Annotated in this window: 23 protein-coding genes and 1 tRNA gene; 16 read left to right on the forward strand and 8 right to left on the reverse strand. The window is 64.9% G+C overall.

Features of this window, described 5'->3' with window-relative positions:
- The 3 genes from AAHH99_RS00870 to AAHH99_RS00880 form a co-directional block, all read right to left on the reverse strand.
- The gene (locus tag AAHH99_RS00870; protein WP_418767002.1) at positions 1-852 is read right to left on the reverse strand and encodes an NAD(P)-dependent oxidoreductase; all 852 of its coding nucleotides are present in this window, start codon (positions 850-852) and stop codon (positions 1-3) included.
- A complete protein-coding gene (locus AAHH99_RS00875) occupies positions 849-1,613 on the reverse strand; it encodes an SDR family oxidoreductase (RefSeq protein WP_418767003.1) in 765 nt (254 codons plus the stop codon). Before AAHH99_RS00875 ends, AAHH99_RS00870 begins: the two co-directional genes overlap by 4 nt.
- Before the next feature lie 85 nt (positions 1,614-1,698).
- The gene (locus AAHH99_RS00880) at positions 1,699-3,165 is read right to left on the reverse strand and encodes an aldehyde dehydrogenase (RefSeq protein ID WP_418767004.1); all 1,467 of its coding nucleotides are present in this window, start codon (positions 3,163-3,165) and stop codon (positions 1,699-1,701) included.
- A gap of 139 nt (positions 3,166-3,304) precedes the next feature.
- On the opposite strand from AAHH99_RS00880, the gene AAHH99_RS00885 reads away from it, so the two are divergent.
- The 10 genes from AAHH99_RS00885 (at position 3,305) to AAHH99_RS00930 (ending at position 11,070) form a co-directional block, all read left to right on the forward strand.
- Entirely contained in the window at positions 3,305-3,913 is a 609-nt protein-coding gene (locus AAHH99_RS00885) for a TetR/AcrR family transcriptional regulator (protein ID WP_418767005.1), read from the forward strand.
- Positions 3,910-5,118 carry a cytochrome P450 gene (locus AAHH99_RS00890; protein WP_418767006.1) on the forward strand — a complete coding sequence of 403 codons (1,209 nt, stop codon included), beginning with the start codon at positions 3,910-3,912 and terminating at the stop codon, positions 5,116-5,118. The genes AAHH99_RS00885 and AAHH99_RS00890 overlap by 4 nt, the downstream gene beginning before the upstream one ends.
- Positions 5,118-5,945 (forward strand): SDR family oxidoreductase, encoded by an 828-nt coding sequence (locus tag AAHH99_RS00895; RefSeq protein ID WP_418767007.1) that lies wholly within the window; start codon positions 5,118-5,120, stop codon positions 5,943-5,945. Before AAHH99_RS00890 ends, AAHH99_RS00895 begins: the two co-directional genes overlap by 1 nt.
- Positions 5,942-7,294: a cytochrome P450 gene (locus tag AAHH99_RS00900; protein ID WP_418767008.1), complete on the forward strand. Its 1,353-nt coding sequence runs from the start codon at positions 5,942-5,944 to the stop codon at positions 7,292-7,294. The genes AAHH99_RS00895 and AAHH99_RS00900 overlap by 4 nt, the downstream gene beginning before the upstream one ends.
- Positions 7,295-7,303: 9 nt before the next feature.
- Positions 7,304-7,522, forward strand: a complete 219-nt coding sequence (locus AAHH99_RS00905; RefSeq protein WP_418767009.1) for a ferredoxin — start codon at positions 7,304-7,306, stop codon at positions 7,520-7,522.
- Positions 7,523-7,525: 3 nt separating this feature from the next.
- The gene (locus AAHH99_RS00910; RefSeq protein WP_418767010.1) at positions 7,526-8,071 is read left to right on the forward strand and encodes a nuclear transport factor 2 family protein; all 546 of its coding nucleotides are present in this window, start codon (positions 7,526-7,528) and stop codon (positions 8,069-8,071) included.
- Between the two features lie 91 nt (positions 8,072-8,162).
- Positions 8,163-9,290, forward strand: a complete 1,128-nt coding sequence (locus AAHH99_RS00915) for an NDMA-dependent alcohol dehydrogenase (protein WP_418767011.1) — start codon at positions 8,163-8,165, stop codon at positions 9,288-9,290.
- 5 nt (positions 9,291-9,295) lie between these two features.
- The gene (locus AAHH99_RS00920; RefSeq protein ID WP_418767012.1) at positions 9,296-9,742 is read left to right on the forward strand and encodes a nuclear transport factor 2 family protein; all 447 of its coding nucleotides are present in this window, start codon (positions 9,296-9,298) and stop codon (positions 9,740-9,742) included.
- Positions 9,732-10,619, forward strand: coding sequence for an SDR family NAD(P)-dependent oxidoreductase (locus tag AAHH99_RS00925; RefSeq protein ID WP_418767013.1), 888 nt, complete (start codon positions 9,732-9,734; stop codon positions 10,617-10,619). The genes AAHH99_RS00920 and AAHH99_RS00925 overlap by 11 nt, the downstream gene beginning before the upstream one ends.
- Positions 10,620-10,665: 46 nt before the next feature.
- A complete protein-coding gene (locus AAHH99_RS00930) occupies positions 10,666-11,070 on the forward strand; it encodes an HIT family protein (RefSeq protein WP_418767014.1) in 405 nt (134 codons plus the stop codon).
- Here AAHH99_RS00930 and AAHH99_RS00935 read toward each other — a convergent pair.
- Both AAHH99_RS00935 and AAHH99_RS00940 read right to left on the reverse strand, forming a co-directional pair.
- Entirely contained in the window at positions 11,058-12,476 is a 1,419-nt protein-coding gene (locus AAHH99_RS00935; RefSeq protein ID WP_418767015.1) for an ATP-binding protein, read from the reverse strand. The genes AAHH99_RS00930 and AAHH99_RS00935 overlap by 13 nt on opposite strands.
- Before the next feature lie 32 nt (positions 12,477-12,508).
- Positions 12,509-13,222, reverse strand: coding sequence for a response regulator transcription factor (locus AAHH99_RS00940; protein ID WP_418767556.1), 714 nt, complete (start codon positions 13,220-13,222; stop codon positions 12,509-12,511).
- Positions 13,223-13,323: 101 nt separating this feature from the next.
- Here AAHH99_RS00940 and AAHH99_RS00945 point away from each other — a divergent pair, with 101 nt between their 5' ends.
- Entirely contained in the window at positions 13,324-14,145 is an 822-nt protein-coding gene (locus AAHH99_RS00945; protein WP_418767016.1) for a hypothetical protein, read from the forward strand.
- A 2-nt stretch (positions 14,146-14,147) separates the two neighbouring features.
- On the opposite strand, the gene AAHH99_RS00950 is transcribed toward AAHH99_RS00945, so the two are convergent.
- Complete coding sequence (locus AAHH99_RS00950; RefSeq protein WP_418767017.1) at positions 14,148-14,474, reverse strand: hypothetical protein; 327 nt, start codon at positions 14,472-14,474, stop codon at positions 14,148-14,150.
- 50 nt (positions 14,475-14,524) lie between these two features.
- On the opposite strand from AAHH99_RS00950, the gene AAHH99_RS00955 reads away from it, so the two are divergent.
- Both AAHH99_RS00955 and AAHH99_RS00960 read left to right on the forward strand, forming a co-directional pair.
- Positions 14,525-14,596: transfer RNA gene (locus AAHH99_RS00955), tRNA-Thr, on the forward strand.
- A 144-nt stretch (positions 14,597-14,740) separates the two neighbouring features.
- A complete protein-coding gene (locus AAHH99_RS00960) occupies positions 14,741-16,696 on the forward strand; it encodes a serine/threonine-protein kinase (RefSeq protein ID WP_418767018.1) in 1,956 nt (651 codons plus the stop codon).
- A 43-nt stretch (positions 16,697-16,739) separates the two neighbouring features.
- Here the strand turns inward: AAHH99_RS00960 and AAHH99_RS00965 are convergent, their stop codons facing one another.
- Positions 16,740-17,540, reverse strand: a complete 801-nt coding sequence (locus tag AAHH99_RS00965) for a SigB/SigF/SigG family RNA polymerase sigma factor (protein ID WP_418767019.1) — start codon at positions 17,538-17,540, stop codon at positions 16,740-16,742.
- Between the two features lie 142 nt (positions 17,541-17,682).
- Here AAHH99_RS00965 and AAHH99_RS00970 point away from each other — a divergent pair, with 142 nt between their 5' ends.
- Together AAHH99_RS00970 and AAHH99_RS00975 are read left to right on the forward strand one after the other, a co-directional pair.
- The gene (locus tag AAHH99_RS00970; RefSeq protein WP_418767557.1) at positions 17,683-18,483 is read left to right on the forward strand and encodes an alpha/beta fold hydrolase; all 801 of its coding nucleotides are present in this window, start codon (positions 17,683-17,685) and stop codon (positions 18,481-18,483) included.
- The gene (locus AAHH99_RS00975; protein ID WP_418767020.1) at positions 18,480-19,559 is read left to right on the forward strand and encodes a SpoIIE family protein phosphatase; all 1,080 of its coding nucleotides are present in this window, start codon (positions 18,480-18,482) and stop codon (positions 19,557-19,559) included. The genes AAHH99_RS00970 and AAHH99_RS00975 overlap by 4 nt, the downstream gene beginning before the upstream one ends.
- Positions 19,560-19,639: 80 nt before the next feature.
- Here the strand turns inward: AAHH99_RS00975 and AAHH99_RS00980 are convergent, their stop codons facing one another.
- Positions 19,640-19,795 (reverse strand): hypothetical protein, encoded by a 156-nt coding sequence (locus AAHH99_RS00980; protein ID WP_418767021.1) that lies wholly within the window; start codon positions 19,793-19,795, stop codon positions 19,640-19,642.
- 91 nt (positions 19,796-19,886) lie between these two features.
- Here AAHH99_RS00980 and AAHH99_RS00985 point away from each other — a divergent pair, with 91 nt between their 5' ends.
- Positions 19,887-20,387 carry a MarR family winged helix-turn-helix transcriptional regulator gene (locus AAHH99_RS00985; protein ID WP_418767022.1) on the forward strand — a complete coding sequence of 167 codons (501 nt, stop codon included), beginning with the start codon at positions 19,887-19,889 and terminating at the stop codon, positions 20,385-20,387.
- Positions 20,388-20,403: the final 16 nt, after the last annotated feature.

Raw genomic sequence — 20,403 nt, forward strand, 5'->3', positions numbered from 1 at the left:
TCACTCCTTCGTGTGCGGCACGCCGAGCCCGGCGGCCAGGTTCTGCAGCGCGATCTCGGCCAGCGGGAGTTCGGTCCCGGTGGCCTCGCCCAGCGCGAGCGCCAGGCTGAGGTCCTTTTCTGCGAGTCCACGTGTGTGCGTGAACATGTCGTACAGCCAGTGGTCCGGGGTGAGGTCACTCATGTCGTCGCGCACGATGATTGCGCCCGGCCCACCGCTATGCGCATCGCTGTGCCGGACCACCCGACCGAGCTTCTGCAGGTCCAGCCCCGCCGCCTCCGCGAGCCGCATCGCCTCACAGGACGCCGCGAAACCGATGAACGTCAACATGTTGCGGGCCAGCTTCATCCGGGTTCCCGCCCCGGGTTCACCTGCCCGGACCACGAGCGACGCCCACTTCTTGAACACGGGCTTGACCTTGGCGAATGCCTCATCGTCGGCGCCTACCATCACGGCCAGCTCACCCTTGTCTGCCGCTCCCGCGCCGCCGCTGACCGGTGCATCGACGATGTGAATCCCCTTGCCGCGCAACTGCTCGGCGAGCTCACCGGCCGTGTCGGGCTCGATCGTCGAGTGGATCGCGATCACGGTGCCTGGCGCGGCGTATTCGCCGAGTTGGCCCACCACATCGCGCACCTGGCCGTCGTTGAGCACGGTGACGCTGATGATGTCGGCCTTCGCAACATCGGCGACGCTGTCGGCGACATTGGCCCCCAGTTCGACCAGCGGGGTCATCGCCTCGGTGCGCACATCGAACACGACCAGCCCGCCGGGCCAGTCGACCAGCCGTTTGGCCATCGGCGCCCCCTGGTTGCCCAGGCCGATGTATCCCAGCTTGACGTCGTCGCTCATGACCGAATGATCTGCCCGCCGTCGACGTTGAAGATCTGACCGGTGATCCACTTCGCCTGATCCGACAACAGGAACAGGCACATGCCCACCAGATCCTCCGGCTGTCCCATGCGCGACAACGGAATTCCCTTCACGATGTCGGCGACCATCTCCTGCGGCGTGGTGGTGCGGTTGGCCTCGGTGTCGATGGGCCCCGGCGCGATCGCGTTCACCCGGATGTTCTGCCCGCCCAGCTCGGTGGCCAGTTGCTGGGTCAGCCCGTTGACCCCGACCTTGGCCAGACCGTAGAAGTTCGAGTACAGCCACGCCGCCGTCGAGGACTGGTTGACGATCGCCCCGCCACCGCGCTTGGCCATCTTCTTGTACACCGCCCGGGTGCAGATCAGCGCGCCGTCCATGTTCACGCTCATGAACTTCTTGTAGTAGTCCCAATCGACGGTGATCAGGAAGTCCAGCTTCATGCCGCCGAAGATCGCGGCGTTGTTCACCAGATAGTCGATGCCGCCGAACTCCGAAAGCGTCTGCGCGGCCATCTCCTTCGCTGATTCAGGGTCGGACACGTCGACACGCACGGCGAGCGCGCTGCCGCCCTCGCCCTTGATACCGTCGGCGACCTTCTGGGCGCCCTCGGTGTTGATGTCGGCAACCACCACTGCGGCGCCCTCACGGGCCAACGCCTCGGCATACGCTTGGCCGATACCGCCCCCGGCGCCGGTGACGATCGCCACCTTGTCCTTGAACTGGTCCTCGTAGAGCCCCATTGTGTTCCTTCCTCGTTGCCGAATGTGGGGTTGTGTCACGCCTCGCGACGTTTTGCGTGCCGGTAACCCACGTTCGGCGTGATCGTCACACCGCCGTAGCGATCGCCTTGATTTCTAAGTATTCCTCGAAGCCCGCCAGTCCCATCTCGCGACCGAGGCCGGACTGCTTGTATCCGCCGAACGGCATATCCGCCGAATACCAGACGCCGCCGTTGATGTTGACCGTACCGACCCGCATCCGCGCCGCGACCCGGTTCGCGCGTTCTTCGTCGGCCGAGAACACCGTTCCCGAAAGGCCGTACGCCGAATCGTTGGCGATGCGGACCGCGTCGTCGTCGCCGTCGTGGGCGATGACCGTCAGCACCGGTCCGAAGATCTCCTCCCGCGAGACCTTGGCATCGTTGTCCAATCCGGCGATGACGGTGGGCTCGATGAAGAAGCCGGTGTCGCGGTCGGCGGGACGGCCACCGCCGACGGCGAACTTGCCGCCCTCGTCGATCGCCGAGTCGAGGTAGCCCTGAACCCGGTCCCGCTGACGCGCGGAAATGAGTGGGCCGCAGATGGTTCCGGCGTCCTGAGGATCGCCCGGCTTGAGTCCACCCATCGTCGCCGCCGCGGCCTCCACCGCCTCGTCGTAGCGAGCCCGCGGCACCACTAGTCGGGTGGTGATGGCACATCCCTGTCCGGCGTGCATCGAGGCGGTGAACGCCGACATTGAGCAGGCGGCAGCCAGGTCGGCGTCGTCGAGCACGAGGAACGCCGACTTGCCGCCCAGCTCCAGGAACACCTTCTTGATCGTCGCGGCGCCGTCGGCCATCACGCTACGACCGGTCGCCGTCGACCCGGTGAACGAAACCATGTCCACCCGTGGGTCTTTGGACAGCAGCGCACCGACTCCGTGGTCGCTGGAGGTGACGATGTTGACCACGCCCGGCGGGATGTCGGTGTGCTCGGCGATCAACTCCCCGACCGCGGCAGCACACCACGGGGTGTCCGGGGCCGGCTTGAGCACGATGGTGTTGCCGGCGGCCAACGCGGGGCCGATCTTGGCCAGGTTGATCTGGTGCGGGAAGTTCCACGGCGTGATGGCGCCGACGACGCCGACGGCCTCGCGGGCGAGGCGGCGGCGGGTCTTGATGCCCATCGGCGACGCGACCCCGAGATCGGTGTTCCACTCGTAGGACTCCGCGGTGTCGGCGCAGAAGCTCAGGTCGTCGACCGGCCCTTCGAGCTGGGCCGCCGACGTCAACATCCGGGGTGCGCCCACCTCGCCGATCGTGATCTCGCGCAGTTCCTCGATGTGCTCTTTCAGGGCGGCCTGCAGCTGGCGAAGGCAACGCACCCGCAAGTCGGTGTCGGTCGACCAGTCGGTCTCGTCGAAGGCGCGCCTGGCCGCCTCGATGGCACGACCCATGTCGTCGGCGGTGGCGTCGGCCGCGACACCGAGCACTTCCTCGGTCGCGGGGTTGACGGTTTCAAACGACCCGCCGCTCCCTGCGACGAGCTTGCCGTCGATGAGCAGCTGACTTTCCCGATTCGCCAGCACAGTCATGCTGTCTCCGTTCACCATTGCTGGACAACTGTCCGAATTGATGGACCGAACGATAGTCCTCCCGTGGTGCGGCTGGCAAGCATAGTGTTTACTAGCTGCGTACTTGCGGAGCCGAGCCCGTGTCGGATAACTTGGACAGGTGTCCAGCGAGCCCGTGGTTGCGGTCACAGGCCCGGCGCCTGTCAGCACCGGCGAGTCGCCGCGGAACCGCCGCCAGGAGGAGACGTTCCGCAAGGTGCTCACCGCCGGTGTCGAGATGCTGCGCGAGTCCTCCTACGCCGACCTGACGGTGCGCGCCGTCGCTGCAAGGGCCAAGGTCGCACCGGCCACCGCGTACACCTACTTCTCGTCGAAGAACCACCTGATCGCCGAGGTGTACCTGGACCTGATGCGTCAGGTGCCGTACTTCACCGACGTCAACGAGAGTCGGGTCACCCGCGTCGAGAAGACTCTGCGCGCGATGGCGCTGATGGTCGCCGACGAACCCGAGGTCGCGGCGGCATGCACGACCGCGCTGCTCAGCGGAAGCGACTCCGCGGTGCGCGCGGTGCGCGACCGCATCGGTGCCGAGATCCACCGCCGCATCCGGTCGGCCATGGGCCCGGAGGCCGACCCGCGCGCATTGGCCGCCCTGGAGATGACGTTCTTCGGCGCGCTGGTCAACGCGGGTAGCGGCGTCTTCACCTACCACCAGATCGCCGACCGGCTCAGCTACGTCGTCGGCCTCATCCTGGGAGACGAGCAGTGACCATCAGCGAAATCGTGCTTGACCCATACGACTACGACTTCCACGAGGATCCGTATCCGTATTACAAGCGGCTGCGGGACGAGGCACCGCTGTATCACAACGACGAACTCGGCTTCTGGGCACTGTCGCGGCACCAGGATGTCCTGCAGGGTTTCCGCAACAGCACCACGTTGTCGAACAAGTTCGGCGTATCGCTGGATCCCGCGTCGCGCGGACCGCACGCCTCCAAGACCATGTCCTTCCTGGCGATGGACGACCCCGACCACTTGCGACTTCGCACACTGGTGTCGAAAGGTTTCACCCCTCGGCGCATCCGCGAGTTGGAGCCGCGCGTCACCGAGATCGCCGTGCAGCACCTCGATGTCATGTTGGACAAGGCACGCTCGAACGAGACCGTCGACTACGTCGGCGAATTCGCGGGCAAGCTGCCGATGGACGTCATCTCGGAGCTCATGGGTGTGCCGGAGCCCGATCGCGACCAGGTGCGAGCGTGGGCCGACGGTGTCATGCACCGCGACGAGGGCGTCACCGACGTACCGCCCTCGGCCGTGGAGGCGTCGATCAACCTGATCGTCTACTACCAGGGCATGGTGGCCGAACGCCGCAAGAAGCCGACCGACGACCTGACCACCGCGCTGCTGGAGGCCGAGATCGACGGCGACCGGCTCACCGACGACGAGATCATCGGCTTCATGTTCCTGATGGTGATCGCCGGTAATGAGACCACCACGAAACTGCTTGCCAATGCGGCCTTCTGGGGCCACAGGAACCCCGACCAGTTGACTCCGGTCTACGCCGACCTGCAGCGGATTCCGCTCTGGGTCGAAGAAACGCTGCGATACGACACCTCGAGCCAGATCCTCGCGCGCACGGTCTCGGGCGAGCTGACGTTGCACGACACCACCATCTCCGACGGTGATGTCCTGCTGTTGCTGCCCGGGTCGGCTCACCGCGACGAGCGGGTGTTCGAGGACCCCGACCGCTTCCTCATCGGTCGCGAAATAGGGTCCAAGCTCATGAGTTTCGGCAGCGGTGCCCACTTCTGCCTCGGTGCGCACCTGGCGCGGATGGAGGCCAAGGTCGCGTTGACCGAGTTGTTCAAGCGAATCCGCGGATACGAGGTGGACGAGGCCAACGCCGTCCGCGTCCACTCGAGCAATGTCCGCGGATTCGCTCACCTTCCCATCACTGTGGAGACTGTCTGATGCCCCGGTTCGACCCCCTACCCGAACGACGACCCGTCATCGTCGCCGGCGCCTCATCCGGAATCGGGGAGGCGACGGCGATCGAGATGGCCGCGCGCGGCTTCCCGGTCGCGCTTGGTGCCCGTCGCGTCGAGAAACTCGAGGACATCGTCGGCAAGATCAACGCCGACGGCGGTGAGGCCGTCGGGTTCCATCTCGACGTCACCGACCCCAACTCGGTGAAAACGTTTGTCGCCCAATCGGTGGAGGCACTCGGCGAGATCGAGGTATTGGTGGCGGGTGCCGGTGACACCTACTTCGGCAAGCTGGCCGAGATCAGCACCGACGAGTTCGAGTCGCAGCTACAGATCCACCTCGTCGGTGCCAGCCGGCTGGCGTCGGCGGTGCTCCCGGGCATGCTCGAACGCCAACGCGGTGACCTGATCTTCGTGGGATCCGATGTGGCGCTGCGTCAGCGGCCGCACATGGGCGCCTACGGGGCGGCGAAGGCGGCGCTTCTGGCCATGGTCAACAACTTCCAGATGGAACTGGAGGGCACCGGTGTGCGCGCCTCGATCGTGCACCCCGGCCCGACGAAGACCAGCATGGGCTGGAGCCTGCCCGCCGAGAAGATCGGCCCGGCACTCGAGGATTGGGCGAAGTGGGGTCAGGCGCGGCACGACTACTTCCTGCGGGCGGCCGATCTCGCTCGCGCCATCACGTTTGTCGCCGAGACACCGCGCGGCGGGTTCATCGCCAACATGGAACTTCAACCCGAGGCGCCGCTGGCCACCGCGCCGGCCGAACGCCAGCAACTCAAGCTGAACGAGGAGAAGCTGAAGTCATGACGACTGCGATCGTCCCCCGGGTTTCCGGTGGCGAAGAAGAACACGGACACCTCGAGGAGTTCCGCACCGACCCCATCGGGTTGATGCAACGGGTCCGCGACGAGTGCGGTGACGTCGGCTGGTTCCAGTTGGTGGACAAGCACGTCATCCTGCTGTCCGGCGCCGAGGCCAACGAGTTCTTCTTCCGTTCGGCCGACGAGGATCTCGACCAGGCCGAGGCCTATCCGTTCATGACGCCGATCTTCGGCAAAGGTGTGGTGTTCGACGCGAGCCCCGAGCGCCGCAAGGAGATGCTGCACAATTCAGCGCTGCGCGGTGAGCACATGAAGGGCCACGCGACCACCATCGAAGGCGAAGTCAAGAAGATGATCGCCGACTGGGGCGACGAGGGCGAGATCGAGCTGCTCGACTTCTTCGCCGAGTTGACGATCTACACCTCGACGGCCTGCCTGATCGGGCTGAAGTTCCGCAACCAGCTCGACCATCGATTCGCCGAGTACTACCACGATCTCGAGCGCGGCACCGACCCGCTCTGCTACGTCGACCCCTATCTGCCGATCGAAAGCTTCCAGCGCCGCGACGAGGCGCGCGTGAAACTCGTAGCGCTGGTGCAGGAGATCATGAACCAGCGAGTGGCCAATCCGCCGGAAGACAAGTCCGACCGCGACATGCTCGACGTGCTGGTGTCGATCAAGGACGAGGACGGCAACCCGCGGTTCTCGGCCGACGAGGTCACCGGAATGTTCATCTCGCTGATGTTCGCCGGGCACCACACCAGTTCCGGAACCTCGGCGTGGACCCTGATCGAGCTGATCCGCCACCCCGAGGTCTACGCCAAGGTTCAGGCCGAGCTCGATGAACTCTACGCCGACGGTCAGGAAGTCAGCTTCCATGCGCTTCGCCAGATCCCGTTGCTGGACAACGTCGTCAAGGAGACACTGCGACTGCACCCGCCGCTGATCATCTTGATGCGGGTGGCCCAAGGCGAATTCGAGGTAGCCGGCTTCCCGATTCACAAGGGCGATTTCGTGGCTGCCTCGCCGGCGATCAGCAACCGGATTCCCGAGGACTTCCCGGATCCCGACGGTTTCAACCCGGACCGCTACAACAAGCCCGAACAGGCCGACATCGTGAACCGCTGGACGTGGATCCCGTTCGGCGCGGGCAGGCACCGCTGCGTCGGCGCGGCGTTCGCCCAGATGCAGATCAAGGCGATCTTCTCGGTCCTGTTGCGCGAGTATGAGTTCGAGATGGCGCAACCGGCTGACAGCTATCGCAACGACCACTCGAAGATGGTGGTGCAGCTGCAGCGGCCCGCCAAGGCGCGGTATCGCCGGCGGAGCAAGTAGGCACTGCAGATGGGTTCCTACAGAGTCGAAGTGGATCTTGACCTGTGTCAGGGCCACGCGATGTGTGAGCTCGAGGCGCCCGACTACTTCCGGGTGCCCAAACGCGGCAAGGTCGAGATCCTCGATGCCGAACCGCCCGACGACGCCCGCGACGAGATACAGAACGCGGTCGACATGTGCCCTACCCAAGCACTGATGATCAAGAACCAAGAAAGCGAAAGTGAGTAGACAATGCCGTCACTACCCCGCGAATCGCTCGACAACTGGGTCGAGCAGTGGCTGGAGGCCAACCGGGACGCCGAACGCAACGGCGACTGGAAACCGTTGGCCGAGTTCTACACCGACGACGCGACCTACGGCTGGAACATCGGCCCCAAGGAAGACGTGATGTGTGTCGGCGTAGACGAGATTCGCGAAATCGCCTTGGGTTTGGAGATGGAGGGCCTGGAGAACTGGGTTTACGAGTACCAGAAGGTGCTCGTAGACGACAAGCAGGGCGAGATCGTCGGATTCTGGAAGCAGGTCGCGAACAAGTCCGACGGCACCACAGACGAGATCTACGGTATCGGGGGCAGCTGGTTTCGGCTCAATGCCGACCTGAAGATCGAATGGCAGCGCGACTTCTTCGATTTCGGCCACGTCGCCAAGGGGTACGCGAAGCTGATCGAGTCCGGCGACCTGTCGCCCGGTATGCAGAAGCGCATCGAACGCTCCCTGGCCGGCGAGAAGTTGCCCGGTTACTACCCCCTCGGCCAGGCCCCGGTGCCGATCTGGTGACCCGGCCAAGCAGTTGATTGGGGGTGGGTGTGACCTATCTAACTACTGCCTCTAGTCTGAGGTCACCGGTACTAGCGGAAGGCACGTTCCAATGAAGACAAAAGGCGCTCTCATCTGGGAGTTCAACCAGCCGTGGTCGATCGAGGAGATCGAGATCGGTGACCCCGTCAAGGACGAGGTCAAGATCCAGATGGAAGCGTCGGGGATGTGCCACTCCGATCACCATCTGGTGACCGGCGGCATTCCCATGGGCGGCTTCCCGGTGTTGGGCGGGCACGAGGGTGCCGGCATCGTGACCGAGGTCGGTCCGGGCGTCGAAGACCTCAAGCCTGGCGATCACGTTGTGCTGTCGTTCATCCCGTCCTGTGGCAACTGTCCCTCGTGCCAGGCGGGGATGCGCAACCTGTGCGACCTGGGTGCCGGCCTCCTCGGCGGCACCGCGGTCTCCGACGGCACGCACCGTATCCACGCCAAGGGGCAGCCTGTCTTCCCGATGACGCTGCTGGGCACCTTCTCGCCGTACATGGTCGTGCACCGCAGTTCGGTCGTGAAGATCGACGAGTCGATCCCGTTCGAGGTCGCCTGCCTGGTCGGTTGCGGTGTCACCACGGGTTACGGCTCGGCGGTGCGCAGCGGTGATGTCCGGCCCGGTGAGGATGTTGCGATCGTCGGAGTGGGCGGCGTCGGCATGGGCGCCCTGCAGGGCGCCGTCGCCGCGGGTGCGCGCCGCATCTTCGCGATCGACCCGGTGGAGTGGAAGCGCGATCAGGCGCTGAAATTCGGTGCCACCCATGCATATCCGGACTGGGAGTCGGCGATGGCCGGCATCGCAGAGGTCACCTGGGGCCTGATGGCGCAAAAGGTGATCGTCACCGTGGGTGAGCTGCACGGCAAGGACGTCGACAACTACCTCAACCTCACCGCCAAGGGCGGCACCTGCGTGGTCACCGCCATCGGCAGCCTGCTCGACACCGAGGTGAACCTCAACCTGGCGATGCTGACCCTGATGCAGAAGAACCTCCAGGGCACCATCTTCGGTGGCGGCAACCCGCACTACGACATCCCGCAGCTGCTGTCGATGTACAAGGCGGGCAAGCTGAACCTCGACGACATGGTCACCCGGCAGTACAAGCTGGAACAGATCAACGACGGTTACTCCGACATGCTCGAGGGCAGGAACATCCGCGGCGTCATTCGCTACACCGACGACGACCGGTAGAGCTCATGGCTCAGGAAACCGTCGAGAAGACACCGGCTTTGGCGGCCTCCCACAATTCGTGGAGATGCGTGCACTCCCATGACAAAGAGGGCTGGTTGGCTCTGATGGCCGACGACGTCGTCATCGAGGATCCGATCGGGCAGTCCTTCACCAACCCCGATGGCACGGGCATTCGCGGTAAGGAGGCGGTGTCGGGATTCTACGACGCCAACATCGCCTCCAACGACCTGCGGATCACCTGCGAAGAGACGTTCCCGTCCAGTTCGCCGCACGAGGTAGCTCATATCCTGGTGCTGCGCAGCAAGTTCGACAACGGAATGACCAGCACGGTGCGCGGAGTGTTCACCTACAAGGTCAACGACGCCGGACTGCTCACCAGCCTTCGGGGCTACTGGAACATGGACATGATGCAGTTCGGCCAGGCGGACGGCCAGTCAACGGATGGCAAGTAGCCCGTCCCTGAACGGGCGGGGCGCCGTCGTCGTCGGCGGTTCGAGGGGCGTCGGGCTGGCAGTGGCTGAACTGCTCGCTGCCCATGGTGCTGGGGTGGTCGTCAACGGCCGCGATCCGGAGGCCGTAACGCAAGCGACGCAACGGATTCCGGGCGCGCACGGAGTCCCCGGCTCGCCCGCCGATCCTGAGGTTGCCGACGTCCTGATCGACACGTGCGTTCAGGAGTTCGGTCGCATCGACATCCTGATCAACTGTGCGGGCACAGCCGAGCCCGTCGGGTCGTCGATCCTCACGATCACGTCGGGCCAGTTTCGCGAGCTGATCGACGCACATCTCAATACGGCCTTCGAGACTTGCCGAGCCGCCGCACCCAGGATGGTCGCTCAGGGCGGAGGCGCGATCGTGAACACGAGTTCGTTCGCGTTCCTCGGCGACTACGGCGGTACGGGTTACCCGGCGGGCAAGGGCGGTGTCAACGGGCTGACACTGGCGATCGCCGCCGAACTCAAAGAGCACGGCGTGCGCGCGAACGTCGTCTGTCCCGGCGCCAGGACGCGGCTTTCGACCGGAGCGGATTACGAGTCACGCATCGCCGACCTGAACCGTCGCGGCCTGCTGGACGAGGTGAGCATGCAGGGTGCCCTCGATGCCGCGCCGCCGGCGTACGTCGCGCCGACCTACGCCTATCTGGCAGGTGACCTAGCCAAGGACGTGACCGGACAGATCTTCATCGCCGCCGGCGGCTTCGTCGGGCGCTTCGACAGGCCGACGCCGACGATTCTGGCCTACCGCGACCACCACGACACCCCGCCCTGGTCCGTTGCCGAGCTCCACGACCAAATCCGGCCGCCGGACGAAGCTGACGGCGGCGGATAGCCGACGCGCCCCCGACCGCGGCGCGTCGCTCACTATGCTCGACGCCATGGCGAGTGTGTTCACGAAGATCATCAACGGGGAGCTACCAGGCCGGTTCGTCTACGAGGACGACGACATCGTCGCCTTCCTGACGATCGCCCCGATCACCCAGGGCCACACGCTCGTTGTGCCGCGAGCCGAGATCGACAACTGGCAGGACGTCGAGCCGGCAGTCTTCAGCCGCGTGATGGAGGTGTCTCAGGTAATCGGCAAGGCCGTGGTCAAGGCGTTCCCCGCCGAACGGGCCGGTGTGATCATCGCCGGACTCGAGGTGCCGCACCTGCACGTACACGTCTTCCCCACCAACGACCTGGCCGATTTCGGGTTCGCCAACGCCGACCAGAACCCGTCACCGGAATCCCTCGACCAGGCCCAGGCCAAGATCAAGGCGGCGCTGGCTCAGCTGACCTGAGCCGCCACATCGGCGATGCGCGGCAGGCTGACCCGAAACGTGCACCCCTGCCCCGGCGCGGTCTTCACGTCGACCGATCCGCCGTGAGCGAGAACCAACGAGTCAACGATCGACAATCCCAGCCCCGTGCCGCCGCTCGCCCGAGTGCGTGACGAGTCTGCGCGATAAAACCGTTCGAACACCCGCTGCGCGTCGTCTTCCGTCATACCCGGCCCCTCGTCGCACACCTCCAGCACCGCGCGGTCACCCGCGGTGCCCACCCGTACCGTCACCCCGGCGGTTTCGGGGGTGTGCTGAAGCGCGTTCGTCATCAGGTTGCCCAGCACCTGGCGCAGTCGGGCTTCGTCGCCAAGAACCTCCGGGGTTCCGGGCCCATCGAGCACCTCGAGCCTGATAGCTCGCTTGGGGGCGGTGGATTGCGCGTCGTGGACGGCGTCGGTGGCCAGCGTCAGGAGATCGACGCGCCGGTGCTCCAGCGGGCGTTGTGCATCGAGGCGGGCGAGGAGCAGAAGGTCCTCGACAAGCAAACCCATCCGGCCGGACTCGCTCTCGATGCGGCTCATCAGCATCTCGACGTCGCGTGCCGCACCCTGCCGGTACAGCTCGGCGAATCCACGGATGGTGGTCAACGGTGTGCGGAGCTCGTGGCTGGCGTCGGTGATGAACCGTCGCATCCGCTCCTCGGAACTGCGGGCCTGCTCGGCGGACGCCTCCGAGGCCGCCATGGCGCTCTGAATCTGGGCGAGCATGCCGTTAAGCGCCAACGACAACCGGCCGACCTCCGTGCGCGGGTCACGCTGAGGGACACGACGATCGAAATCGCCCGACGCGATCGCCGCCGCGGTCTGCTCGACTTTGACCAGTGGACGCAGGCTGCGGTGCACGACTGCATACCCGACCACCCCGAGCACCACCAACACCGCCAGCCCGATCCCCACCTGTGCGTAGACCAACTCGCGCACTGTGGTCTGCACAGCGGAGAAGTCGACGGCGACGGTGACCACCCCGTCGGGGCTACGGACCGTCATCGCGCGCCACTGCACGTCGGAGCCGTGCAGCGAGCCAATGGTGGTCGGTTCGGAGCCCACGTCGTTGTCGGCGGGCAGTGCCGGTTCGGCATCTCGGTCGTTGACGGCGATCCAGATGTGTCCATCGGCTCCGACGCCGCGGACATAGAAATTCGTCGGTGGCCGTGCGGGGTTGGGGCTCTCCAGCACACCGTCGGACCCCTGGCGCGGCGCCTGGGCCCACCCTCGCGAAGCGTCGATCAATTCTTGGTCGACGCGGTTGCTCAGCGTGTGGCGCAGGATCGTGGTGACCGCCACGCCGGATGCGAGCAGACCGCACGCCACCAGCAACAGGGTGGCCGCCACCAGCGCCACCCTCAGCGGCACGCGTGCGGTCATCTACTCATTGTCGGCGCGCGTCCGGTTCTGCGTCACCGCGGCTCGCGGAGCACGTACCCGACGCCGCGCAACGTATGCAACAGGCGCTTTTCGCCCGTGTCGACTTTTCGGCGTAGATAGGACACGTAGGACTCGACGACGTTGACGTCGCCGCCGAAGTCGTAGCGCCAGACGTGGTCGAGGATCTTGGGCTTGGACAGCACCGTCCCCGCGTTGATGATGAAGTACCGCAACAACGTGAACTCCGTCGGCGACAACGAGACCGGCTCCCCCGCCTTCCAGACTTCGTGGGTGTCCTCGTCCAGTTCGATGTCGGAGAAGGACAACCGCGAGTTGCGAGGCTCCTCGACACCACGGCCGGAGCGGCGCAGGATCACCCGCAACCGGGCCACCACCTCTTCGAGGCTGAACGGTTTGGTCACGTAGTCGTCGCCGCCGAGGGTGAGGCCGGCGATCTTGTCCTGGAGCGAGTCGCGTGCGGTGAGGAACAGCGCTGGGGCGTCGATACCGTCGGCGCGCAGTCGTCGCAGCAGCCCGAAACCGTCCATCCCGGGCATCATCACGTCGAGGATGACGGCGTCCGGGCGTACGTCACGCGCCTTGTCCAGCGCGGCGGCTCCGTTGGAGGCGGTGTACACCTCGAACCCCTGGAACTTCAGGCTGACGGACAGCAGCTCGACGATGTTGGCCTCGTCGTCGACGACGAGGACCTTGGCCTCCGGTGTGTTCTCGGGTAGCGCAGGCATGGCCACCTACTCACTGTCTATCTCTCGCCGGTGATGTTCCTGCCAGCAGGCTGTGTACTTTCTGTGAGTTCTTGATTTTGCGCCGTCCATAGACTGAGGTGATGAACTTCGGCAAAGCGCTGACCGATATCGCGACCGCACCGGCACGAGCCGCTCTGGCTGTCGCCGACGCGGGCCTGGCCATGGCGACCGGGGCGGTGAGCATGGCGCAGCGCACGCTCGGCGACGCCGTCGAGGGTGGGCCCGGATCGGCGTCGTTCGCCACCATGCTCGGCCTGAACGACGCGGTCGAGCGGGCGAACCGACTGGCACGCCTGATGGACGACGACGCACCGCTGGGCCGGGCGTTGGCACCCAACGGACCCCTGGACCGGCTGCTTCGACCGGGCGGACTGGTCGATCAGCTGACCACCGAGGGTGGCCTGCTGGATCGCGTGACCGCGGAGAACGGTGCGGTCGCCCGGGCCGTGGCCCCCGGCGGCCTGGTGGACCAGCTGATGGCCGAAGGCGGCCTGGTGGACCGGATGACCACCGACGACGGCGCATTGTCGCGGGTGATCGCCCCGGGCGGGCTGGCCGACCAGCTACTGGCCAACGATGGCCTCGTGGAGCGGGTACTGCGCGAGGACGGCGTGGCCGACCGCTTACTGGCCGAGGACGGCCTGTTGGACACGCTCACCGATCCGAACGGTCCGCTGCTCAAGCTGGCCGACGTCGCGGACACGCTGAACCGGTTGGCGCCCGGCCTCGAGGCGCTGGCGCCGACGATCGATGCGCTCCACGACGCCGTCGTGACGTTGAGCCAAGTCGTGAACCCATTGAGCAATATCGCCGACCGGATCCCGTTGCCCGGTCGCCGGCCGCGCGCCCGTTCGACGTCGAGGACGGTGACCTCTCAACGCATCATCGACGTCGAGGAGTGAGCTCAGGCGTCGGCTTCGATGGTCTGAACCGCCGCTGACACGCTCTCCGGAGTGGGGGGTTGGTCTTCGGGCTGCCAGCGCTGCAGCAGCAGCACAGCCGCGCCGCGCAGCATCCGCACATAGTCGTCGACGTCGGATTGCTTGTAGGATTCGATCCGCGCAGCAACCTCAGGTACCAGCGGCTTGATGGCGGTGGCGATGCTGAGGCCGAGGCCGCCTTCGGTGCTCGCGCTCTTGTCCAGCAGCGTGAGTAGCCTTTCGACCTCGGGCCGCTCGAGTCGGGGATACACGTGCGGGAAGTCGCTGAGCAGATCGTCCTTGACAGTCACGGGGAGCGGAGTTCCCCTAACCGGTGACCCGATAAACTCGAGGCTCGCAGGCCTCCTTAGCTCAGTGGTAGAGCACTCGCCTTGTAAGCGAGCGGTCGTCAGTTCAATCCTGACAGGGGGCTCCGACTCCATTTCGCGGCAGGGTCGTGGATTCGAAAAGTACCGGCCCCGCTGCAGAAATCGGCACACTTCGGCCGGGGTTGTGTCAAGAACCCCTGGGCCACTCCGCCCGCCGATACGATAAGGCGACCTGGAACGAGGTTGTCATGACTGATTCGACCGCCGACTATCCGTTCGAATTGACTCAATCTCAAGCGGCGACAGGTGCCGCCGGCGAATGCGGAACTCGTACCGGAACATACGAACCATCGTTCGCCGGGCTCAGCCCATCGACCCGCCTCTCACAGATCGAGGTCGGTCAGCGGCTCGACGACTTCGATCTGCTGATCGAACTCGGCACCGGCGCATTCGCGAGAGTCTTCCTGGCCCGCCAACGGTCGATGCAACGGCTGGTTGCGGTGAAGATATCGGCGAACCAGGGCCATGAACCGCAAACGCTCGCCCAACTAGATCACGACTACATCGTCCGGGTCTACGACCAGCGGATTCTGCGCGACCACAACTGGCGGTTGCTGTACATGCAGTATTTGCCCGGTGGGACGCTGCTGGAAGTTGTTGAATCGGTTCATCGTGTGAACAAGCCACCCGAGACCGGTCAGGCGTTGCTCGACGCGGTGGACAAAGCACTCGAAGCACGCGGGGTAGTTCGTCCCACAGAGTCATCGACCCGCACCGAACTCGCAGCCCTCCCCTGGCCAGACACCGTCGCGTGGCTAGGAAAACGTCTGGCTGAGGCATTGCACTATGCGAACTCACGAGGTGTCATACACCGTGATATCAAGCTGGCGAACGTCCTTCTCGCCCCAAACGGCACGCCCAAACTGGCGGACTTCAACATCAGCTTCGCCCGCAACGTAACGGGCGCAAGCCCGTTCGAATACTTCGGCGGCTCCCTGCCCTATATGTCTCCCGAACAACTATTGGCTTGTCAGCCCGGGCACACGCAGGACATGGCGAACCTCGATGCCCGCAGCGACATCTACTCCCTCGCGGTCGTCCTGTGGGAACTACTGACCGGCGGCAAACCGTTCGATGATTCCACGGCTCACGCCGCTCGGGCGAGGGCAGCCGGAGCGATCGGTGACATCACCGCGCTCGAGTTGATGCTCGCCACGCGCGCACAAGGGGTGTCGCCGACGGCCATCGCCGCTGTACCTGCGAACTGTCCCGCTGCACTGCAGAGGGTACTTCTGAAGGCATTGAGCGCCGATCGTGATCAGCGCTGGACCTCGGGCGCCGAACTCGCGGAGCAATTCCAGCTGTGTCTTGACCCGCAAGCTCGTGACCTGTTGGACCCGCCTGCGCGAAGCTGGCGGCTGAGGCTGCGGCCGTTCTTTCTGCCAATTGCCCTGCTGGCGGTACTTATTCCGAACTTGCTCGCCAGCGCATACAACATCCAGCACAATCACCTGCTTATCGTCAGTCCGCTCTCCGAGCAGGCGCAGGACCGGTTCATGCTGGTCACCACGCTGTCGAACTCAATTCTCTTTCCGCTCGGCGCCGCCGTGCTGATCTATTGGTGCCGTCGGGTCATCCTTGTTCCGCGGCGCCTACGACGTGGGCCGGCACCACCCGAGGAAACGGTGACCCGTGCGCGCCACGACTGCATCCTCGTCGCTGATCGGGTCGTGGCCGTGGTGTTTGGCTTGTGGATGGTGGCCGCACTCATGTTTCCCCTCACCATGCAGTTCGCAGCGGGCGGAATCCCTGGCAGATCTGCTATCCACTTCTTCGGGTCAATCACGGTGTGCGGCGCAATCGCTATCGCATACCCGTTCTTTCTATTGACGTTCTTCGTCGTACGAAGCATCTATCCAGAATTGGTGGCTCACGGCCGGACAAGCCCGCACGAGGCCGAGCAACTGAAGGCGCTGAGCCGTCGACTGCCGAGCTATCTCGCAATCGCGGCTTCCGTACCATTGCTCGGCGTCGTCGCCGTGACATTCCTGACCTCTGGCGAGATCGCCGAAGTCATCGTGCCGATCCGGGTGCTGTGCATTGGGGGGATAGCCGGGTTCGTACTCGTGTATTGGCTTTCGCGGCAGATCGAATCTGACATCGAAGCGCTCAAGCGGGTGATTCGCAGCAGGGTTGCCCACTAGCTTTCCGCTTGCCTTGCCGTTCCAGGGTCGGCGTAGGAAAAACTCAGCTCGCAGCGGCGAGGAAAGATGCTTTGACCTGACTTCGCAACGTCTCCAACGCCTTTGCGAGCAGGCGTGACACATGCATCTGCGAACAACCGACCTGCGCCGCGATCTGGCTCTGCGTCATGTCCTCGAAGAAGCGCAGCGTCAGCACGTCGCGTTCGCGGCTCGGTAGGGCCGCGATCAACGGCCGCACGGTCTCGACGTCGAGCACCTTGTCGAAGCCTTCGTCGTCACCGCCGAAACTGTCCCCTATGGACGCCGAATCGTCACCGCGCATCGCCGGTATGTCGGTCGACAGCGTCGAATAGTTCGACCCGGCGATCACCGCTTGCACCACCTGTTCGCGATCGACGCCGAGATCCTCGGCGATTTCGCTCGCGGTCGGTGCGCGCCCCAGGCCCTGCGCCAGCTTCGCGGTGGCCTTGTTCACCCGCATCTGAAGGTCTTTGACGGTGCGCGGAACCTTCACCGCCCATGCGTGGTCACGGAAGTGCCGTCGGACCTCGCCCATCATCGTCGGTACGGCGAACGACAGGAACTCTGCTCCGTTGTCGACATCGAACCGGTTGAGCGCATTGACCAGCCCGACACGCGCTGCCTGCACGAGATCTTCATGCGATTCACCGCGATTGCGATAACGCCGTGCGATGTGATCGGCCAGCGGCAGGCAACGCTCGCAGATCAAATCGCGCTGTCGGTGATAGGCACCCGAACCCTCAGCCAGGGTCTTGAGATGACGGAACATCTCCGTCACATCGGAATAGTCGGAATTTGGTCCAGCCACGAGTCGTCCGTCCATCGAAGAATTCAAAGCGGGCTCTCGGTTCTGAACCTGATCGAGCACGTATACCCCCGTTATGACCAGCCGAAACTCGCTGACAGCCCAGGCGGGTGGCGGTGTGAGGCACAGTCGATGGTCGGTGGCTTTTAAGCTGCTGGTCATGGACGTCTGGACCAGGAACAACATCAAGATCGTGGGAAGCCAGAGCGGTCCGACGCTCTTCCTAGCTCACGGTTTCGGGTGTGACCAGAACCTGTGGCGGCTCATCGTCGACCGTCTCCAGTCGGACTTTCGCATCGTGTTGATGGACCACGTCGGCTCCGGGGCCTCGGACCCCAAAGCGTGGGACGACACCAAGTACTCGTCGCTGGACGGCTACGCCGACGACATCGTCGACATTCTGCGCGATCTCGACCTGCGCGACGTGGTATTCGTCGGGCATTCCGTGGCAGCGGTCATCGGTGTCCTCGCGGTCATCACCGAGCCCGAGCGGATCGCCAAGCTCGTCATGATCACTCCGTCGCCTCGCTACATCGACGACGACGGCTACCGCGGCGGGTTCTCGAGGGCTGACATCGACGAACTTCTCGAGTCCCTGGAACTGAATTACCTTGGCTGGTCGCATGCCATGGCCCCGGTGATCATGGGTAATACCGACCGGCCGGAGCTCGCCGAGGAACTCGAGGCGTCGTTCTGCCGAACCGATCCCGACTGCGCGCGGGTGTTCGCCCGCGCGACGTTCCTGTCCGACAACCGCGCCGACCTACCGCGGGTCTCGGTACCCACGCTGATCCTGGAGTGCTCCGAGGACGCGATCGCGCCGGCATCCGTCGGAGCCTATGTACACCAACACATTTCCGGTAGCCGGCTGGTCACACTCGATGCGACCGGTCATTGTCCCCACGTCAGCGATCCGGACGCCACGGCCCAAGCGATCGCCGAGTTCGCCCAACCGACATGACCGAGTTAGATCTCGACGACCATTGGGAGAACGCGCCCACCGGAAACGCGATTGCCCATCCCAACGGCCGCATCATCCGAGCCAACGCGACCCTGGCCAACTGGCTCGGCTATGAGCGAAAACACTTGCACGGCAAGCTGATCACAGACCTGTTGACCGTCGGCGGGCGCTTGCACTACGAAACCCATTTCCGAGCGATCCTGCGAATGAGCGGAAAACTCGATGGCGTGACGCTGGATTTTCTGACCGCCGACGGTACGCGGCTCCCGATATTCCTCACCGCCAATATGAGGTACGACGCCGAAGGACATCCAGAACTGTTGCGCGTCAGCGCGGTCGACGCCAAGGATCGCCGATCGTACGAGCAGGAGCTGCTGGCGCAGCGCGAGCGCGCCGAGACCGAGCGCAGCCGGGTTCAGGCGTTCGCCGAAACCCTGCGCCGCTCACTGCTTCCGCCGCTTCTCGCACCGCCGTCGGGACTGGACGCCGCCGCGTACTACCACACCGCGTCGGACGACGACGTCGGCGGCGACTTCTATGACCTGTTCCCGCTGTCACGCTCCACGTGGGGTTTCTTCCTCGGTGACGTCGCCGGAAAGGGCGTCGACGCCGCCGTGGTCGCCGGTCTGGCACGGTACGTGCTTCGCTCTGCCGCGGTCGCCGACCACGATCCGGTGAAGGCGCTTCACGTACTCAATTCGGTGCTGATGCAGGACGTCGAGATCGGCGGCAATCGGCTGTGCACGGTGATCGACGGAAGCCTCACCATGCGCGGCGACGGTTTCGACGTGTCCCTGGCCAGCGGGGGTCATCCCCCGCCGCTGCTTCTGAGCGGCGACGGATCGGCCTATTACGCCGACACCGTCGGTGGCCATGCCGCCGGGATCACCGATGACGCGCGGTTCGTCGCTCACAAGTTCCACCTGGCGCCCGGGGACACCTTGGTGCTCTACACCGACGGTTTGACCGAGGCGAGCACCGGAATCGGCCGTCAGCGCTACGACGACGAGGGCGCCTGCTCGCCTTTGTCGACGCTCGCGCACCCGCCACCGCCGACACAATCGTCTCCGCGTTGAAGGAACTCCTGACCAGCTTCGGGCCCGGAGTCAAGGATGACGCCGCGGTGCTCGCGTTAGGGGTGCCAGCGAACACCTAGTCAGGTCTCGTCGGCGACGTCGTGCCGGTCTTGATGCCCACCGGGGGCCTCGGGATCGTCGTCGCGGTGGTCCAGGTCGTCCTGCAGCGCACGTTGTTCCTGGGTCGCCTTGGTGGCGTCCATCGGAGTAGCGGGCGGGTCGTTCGGCGTTGACATTCGACAAGGATCGACCGCCCGCTCTCGGACAAAACCCCGTGTGACCAGAAGTACATTGCTAGCACACTAACTATTTGGCCACGATGGAGTTGTGTCCACGTCAATTCCGGCCCGGGTCGACCCGCTCGCGCTCGAGCAGCAAGTCTGCTTCGCGCTGGCGGTCACGAACAGGGCCGTGCTGGCGATATACCGCCCCCTGCTCGAACCGCTCGGCCTCACCCACCCTCAGTACCTCGTCATGCTGGCGCTGTGGGACCACTACAAGACCTCAGAGGCCGCAGAGCCGCCTGCGAAACCGCTGTCGGTCAAGGACATCGCGAGCGCTTTGCAACTCGACTCGGCGACACTGTCCCCGATGCTGAAACGCCTCGAGTCGCTCGGCTTCATCAGCAGGGCACGCAGCGCCGTCGACGAACGGGCCACGGACGTGCGGCTCACCGAGGAAGGTGTGCGATTACGGCGCCGCGCGCTGGAGATACCGCCTGCCGTCGTCGAGCGCCTGGGTGTGGACCTCGACGAACTCGAAACGCTTCGCAACGTGTTGAACCGTGTGAACACCGCCGCCCTCGCCGCGGGCGCACTCGACAACTGACTACTCAAGGAGGATT

Origin of the sequence: Mycobacterium neumannii, from assembly GCF_048452905.1 — a bacterium.
Lineage (GTDB): Bacteria > Actinomycetota > Actinomycetes > Mycobacteriales > Mycobacteriaceae > Mycobacterium > Mycobacterium neumannii_B.